Annotated in this window: 3 protein-coding genes; 2 read left to right on the top strand and 1 reads right to left on the bottom strand. The window is 66.9% G+C overall.

Annotation, left to right across the window (positions count from 1 at the left end):
* Positions 1-92 precede the first annotated feature (92 nt).
* On the top strand, positions 93-1,022 hold the full coding sequence (locus AAHM40_RS26860; protein WP_342247419.1) for a pentapeptide repeat-containing protein: 930 nt from the start codon (positions 93-95) through the stop codon (positions 1,020-1,022).
* Between the two features lie 16 nt (positions 1,023-1,038).
* On the opposite strand, the gene AAHM40_RS26855 is transcribed toward AAHM40_RS26860, so the two are convergent.
* Positions 1,039-1,434 carry a YkgJ family cysteine cluster protein gene (locus AAHM40_RS26855; protein WP_028629853.1) on the bottom strand — a complete coding sequence of 132 codons (396 nt, stop codon included), beginning with the start codon at positions 1,432-1,434 and terminating at the stop codon, positions 1,039-1,041.
* 267 nt (positions 1,435-1,701) lie between these two features.
* On the opposite strand from AAHM40_RS26855, the gene AAHM40_RS26850 reads away from it, so the two are divergent.
* On the top strand, positions 1,702-5,107 hold a 3,406-nt coding region (locus AAHM40_RS26850), incomplete at its 3' end, for a DUF2339 domain-containing protein (RefSeq protein WP_342247418.1).

The following is a 5,107-nucleotide window of genomic DNA, read 5'->3' as shown; positions in this document are numbered from 1 at the left end:
TTGAAATCGCCCCCACAGTGTGTCGACGCTGATGCGGCGCGATCTCTGGGGCTTTGGGCTAGGCTGAAAATCCGTACCCTGGGTTTGCCAACATGCTCGACATCCGCCCTGAGGACGATTTCTGGCGGGATGCCAAGCAGGACAAATCGGAAGCGCCCGAACTCACCCCTGCACTTGAGGCGCGGGCACGCAGTGGCGCGCCGATGCGGGGGTTTTGCCTGAAGAAGTGCCAGTTGGCTGGCGTCGATCTGGTGCACCGTGGCAGCGCCGTCGGCTATGACTTGTCCGGCAGTGATCTCTACCGCGCCGACCTGCGCGGTGCGCACCTGTTTGCGATCAACCTGCGCGGCGCTTCACTGATGAAGGCCGACCTGCGTGATGCCAACCTGCATTGCGCGGATCTGCGCGATGCCAATCTGCTGGGGGTGAAGCTCGACGGCGCACGCCTGGACAACGTGGTGTGGGGCGAGCAGGTGCAGCAGGAGCGTCAGGCGCGTGCGGCACGCAAGGCCGGGCAACGGGAGCTGATGTTCGATTTGTTGCAGCAGGCCGAAGAGGTCTATCGCAACCTGCGCCTTCACCTGGAGCAGGCCGGGTTGTTCGAGCAGGCGGGGCGCTTCTTCTATCGCGAGATGGTCATGCGCCGGCTGCAGATGCCGCGCTGGTCCGGGCATCGCTTTTTCTCGTGGATGGTCGATCTGTTTTGCGGTTACGGCGAGCAGCCGTTGCGGGTGGTGCTGTTTTCGGTGGGCTTCATGCTGTTTTTCGCCCTGCTCTATTTTCTGGCGGGCATCCACCACGGCGACGTGCCGCTGGCCTTCTCCCCGGACCAGGACGTACTGACCAACCTGATGGAGCTGGCGGCCTGCATGTACTTCAGCGTAGTGACCTTCACCACCCTCGGTTATGGCGACATCGCGCCGCTGGGCCTGTCGCGGCCATTGGCGGCCTTCGAGGCGTTCGTCGGCAGCTTCACCATGGCGCTGTTCGTGGTGGTCTTCGTGAAGAAGATGACCCGCTAGCGCCGAAGCCGGGGGTTCAGTCCTTCGGCTTGAAGGCGCAGTAGCCGGGGCGCGGACCGATGCGAGGATGGTTGCGGCAGGTTTCCGGGCGCTTGTCGTAGACGGTGCACAGACGGCTCTTGCGGTCGAGGAAGTAGCAGTCGTTGTTGCCCATGCGGGTGAGGGTGAAGATGCCGGACTTCTGGTTGAAGCGCTCCACCACGCCGTCCTTCATCAGCCTTTTCGCAATGTTCTTCGGCGGCTCGCCGCGCTCGAACTCGGCGACCAGCTCCAGGCGGATCAGGTCGCTCAGACGCGTTTCGACCGGCATGGTGCAGCAGCTGGAGGCGCAGGCGTGGCACATGGTCTTTTCGTATTTGATCCAGGTGTCCGTCCGGTCAAGGTCGGCACCGACGATCATCATGGTCTTCATGGTCGGCGAACAGGCTAGGGGGAGAAGGGCGGGCATCATAGCGATGTCGGTGAAAAAGTGAACAGTTTCCCGTCGGGGAACGCGAAATTTCCCTTTGTCTCGCCAGATTTGTGTCGATATCGCGTGGGGCTGTAGGAATCTTCTGTGTCCGTGATCCAGGACTCAGGCGTCTCTATTGGGTCGACGCCCGTTCTCCTGTAGCGTCCGGCTGGTCGCGGCCGCGATGGATGCGGCCCCAATGTGCTCAATCATCCGAGAAAACGCTGCATGCAATGGATCTTCATGCTGGTTGGCCTGGCCTTCGGGGCCGGGATTGATGAAAGCGTCACGGGTGCCCTGCTCGGAGGCCTTATGGGCCTGGGGTTGGGCCAGGCCATTCGCCTCCAGGGGCTGGCGCGGGAGAACGCCGAGTTGCGTAAGGCGCAGGCCAGCTTCGCCGCCCGTTTCGACAAAGGCACCCAGGCCATCCATGAGCGCCTGCTCAAGGTGGAGCAGGGCAAGGCGCAGCCAGCTGCAGAGGCGCCACCCCCCGTTACCCAACCCGAGGTGGCCCCGGCTGAGCGCGCGCCCGAAGCGGTGCCCGACGACGATTCCGAGCTGGTCTGGGAGTTGCCTGCCGAGGTGCTGGCCGAACCGGTTGCCGCTGCGGAGCCGAAGCCCGCGCCGGCGGCTGTCCCGCCCGCCGATGCCTGGGGACGTGAAGCGCGCCCCAGCGCTCCTCGCAAAGCCCCCCCAAGCCCGCCCAAACCCCGCGAACCCTCGCTGCTCGGGCGGGGTTTTGCCGCCGCCCGCAACTGGCTGTTCGGCGGCAACACCGTGTTGCGGGTTGGGGTGGTGCTGCTCTTCCTGGGCCTGGCCTTCCTGTTGCGCTATGCCACTGAAGGCATGGTTGTTCCCATCGAACTGCGCTATGCCGGGGTAGCCCTGGCGGCTATTACCTTGCTCGGCCTTGGCTGGTGGCTACGCCGACGCAATCCGAACTACGGGCTGATGCTCCAGGGCGCCGGTATTGCCGTGCTCTACCTGACGGTGTTCGCTGCCATGCGCCTGCATCCGCTGCTGGATCCGACGATGGCCTTCGGCCTGCTGGTGGCGGTCACCCTGTTCTCTGCCATCCTCGCCGTGGCCCAGGATGCACTCGGCCTGGCCGCCGCTGCAGCACTGGGCGGTTTCGCCGCGCCGATCCTCACGTCCAGCGGCAGCGGCAACCATGTGGCGCTGTTCAGCTACTTCGCCCTGCTCAACGCCGGCATCTTCGCGATTGCCTGGTTCAAGGCCTGGCGGCTGCTCAATCTGATCGGTTTCGTCGGGACCTTCGGCATCGGCTTTGCCTGGGGCCTGCGCTCGTACCGTCCGGAGCTCTTCGCCAGCACCGAACCCTTCCTGGTGTTGTTCTTCCTGATGTACGTGGGCATCGGCCTGCTGTTCGCCCGGCGCAAGCTGGCGGACGCGGCGGACGCGCCCGAAGAGCGCGGCGAATTACTGCGCTGGTCGGCACGCCAGGGCGATACGGTGGACGGCACCGTGCTGTTCGGTCCGCCCATCATTGGTTTCGGCCTGCAGGTGGCGTTGATCCGCCATATCGAGTTCGGTGCCGCCTTCAGCGCCCTCGCCCTGGGGTTGTTCTACATCGTGCTGGCACGAGTCCTTGCCGGCCGCACTGCTGGACGCGCGCTGCTGCTGGTGGAAACCTGCCTGGCGCTGGGCGTGGTGTTCGGCAGCCTGGCGATTCCGCTGGGGCTGGATGCCCGCTGGACATCTGCCGCCTGGGCGGTGGAGGGCGCCGGCATCTACTGGCTGGGCCTGCGCCAGGGCCGACCGTTGGCGCGGGCCTTCGCCCTGCTGCTGCAGTTCGGCGCAGCCCTGGCTTTCCTCGGTGGGTTGGACGTGGGGGGCGAGACCCTGCTGGACGGCTCGCCCTTGGGCGCCCTGATGCTGGGCGCGGCGCTGCTGTTCAGCTTCTGGCAGCTGCGCCTGGCGCCCATCGAGGCCGCCACCGACCTGGAACGCCGCTGCCTGCCGGCGCTGGCCAGCGCCGGCCTGGCATTCCTTTACCTGATGGCGCCGCTTGCGCTTGCCGCCGAAGGCACGGCCATCGCTTGGGCCCTGGCCGGTCTGGCGACTCTCTTCGTTGGGCTGCGGCTGGGGTCGCGCACCTTCCTGTTCAGTGCGTTTGCGGTGCAGTTGCTCGGCGGGGCCATCTTCCTCCTCGATCTGGATGGCACGGGCCTGGGCAGTGGCAATGTGCAGGGCTGGCGCGGGCTGATGGTGGCCTCGCTGATCGGCCTTGCGCTGATTGCCGGCATGCTGCTGACGGCACGCCACCCACTGGCGCGCAGCGACGCACGCCTGTTGCGCGGCCTGTCGTTGGTGCTGTTGGCGGGGCTGGCCTTCGTCAACCTGGCGGTGCTGTTCGTCCTGCCCTGGCGCACGGCTGGTGCGGTCTGGGCGGGCAGCGGGCTGTTGATCCTCTGGCTCAGCCTCTACTTGCAGCAGCGCGCGGCATTCTGGTTCGGCCTGCTCTTGCAGTTGCTGGCGGGTATGAGCTTCCTCGCGGTCAGCCCGCTGCTGCTGGGCGAGCTGAGTGGCGAAGGCTTGCGGCCGCTGGCCCATGCCGACTTCTGGACGCCAGCGGTGCTGGCCATGGCGGCCTTTATCGGGGCCTGGCGCCTGCAGCGCGTGGCGCGTGTCGACGCGGCCATGGCGGGGCTCAGCCTGGCGCACCTGGCGCAGTTGCTGCTGGCCTGGAGTGCCGGCTGGTGGGCGCTGGCCTGGCTGGCGGAAATCGGCCGCTTCGTGGAGCCCGGGAGGCAGGTGCCGCTGGCATTGCTACTGGCCGCCGCCAGCGTGGCCTTCACCACCTGGCTGGCAGGGCGTGAGCAATGGCGCGCGCTGGCCTTGCTTTGCCTGGTGCTGGCTCCGACGGGGGTGATGGCGCTGGCGGTTGCCTGGACGCCGCAGTATCACCCGGCGGCGCAGCTTGGCTGGGCCGGCTGGAGTGCGCTGTTCGTGGTTCACCTGCTGGCCCTGCGACGGCTCGACGGTCTGTTGCCGGCCGGTGCGCGCAGTGCTGCCCATGTGCTGGGTTGCTGGTTGCTGCTCGGCGTACTGGCGCTGGAGCTGCGTTACCTGCTGATGCTGTTGTCCGAGCAGTACAACGCCTGGCGATGGCTGGGCTGGGCGCTGTTGCCGAGCGCCTGGCTGCTGTTGGTGGCGCTGCGACCGCGTCTGCCGTGGCCGGTCGCCGCCTACCCACAGGAGTACCGCCTTTGGGCATCGCTGCCGCTGGCGCTGCTGATGCTTGCCTGGTTCTGGATAGCCAACGCCTGGAGCAACGGCGCTGCCGAACCGCTGCCCTATCTGCCGCTGCTCAACCCGCTGGAACTGGGGCTGCTGTTCGCGTTGCTCGGCGTCTGCCTCTGGCTGCGTGATTGCTTGCCGCAGTTCGGCCTGATCACGCCACCAGCCTGGCTTGCGCAGGGAGTGGCCGGGGTGTCGCTGTTCGCCCTGGCCACCGCGGCGGTGTTCCGCTGCGCCCACCACTGGGGCGGTGTGCCGTACCAATTGGAGACGCAGCTCGACTCGATGCTGGTGCAGGCCGGACTCTCCATCGTCTGGACCAGCATTGCTCTTGGCCTGATGGTCGGGGGGGGGGGGGGGGGGGGGGGGGGGG

Origin of the sequence: Pseudomonas sp. OTU5201 (assembly GCF_038440135.1) — a bacterium.
GTDB lineage: Bacteria > Pseudomonadota > Gammaproteobacteria > Pseudomonadales > Pseudomonadaceae > Metapseudomonas > Metapseudomonas resinovorans.
The sequence above is the reverse complement of the archived record's forward strand: the minus strand, read 5'-3'. Positions and strand labels throughout refer to the sequence as shown.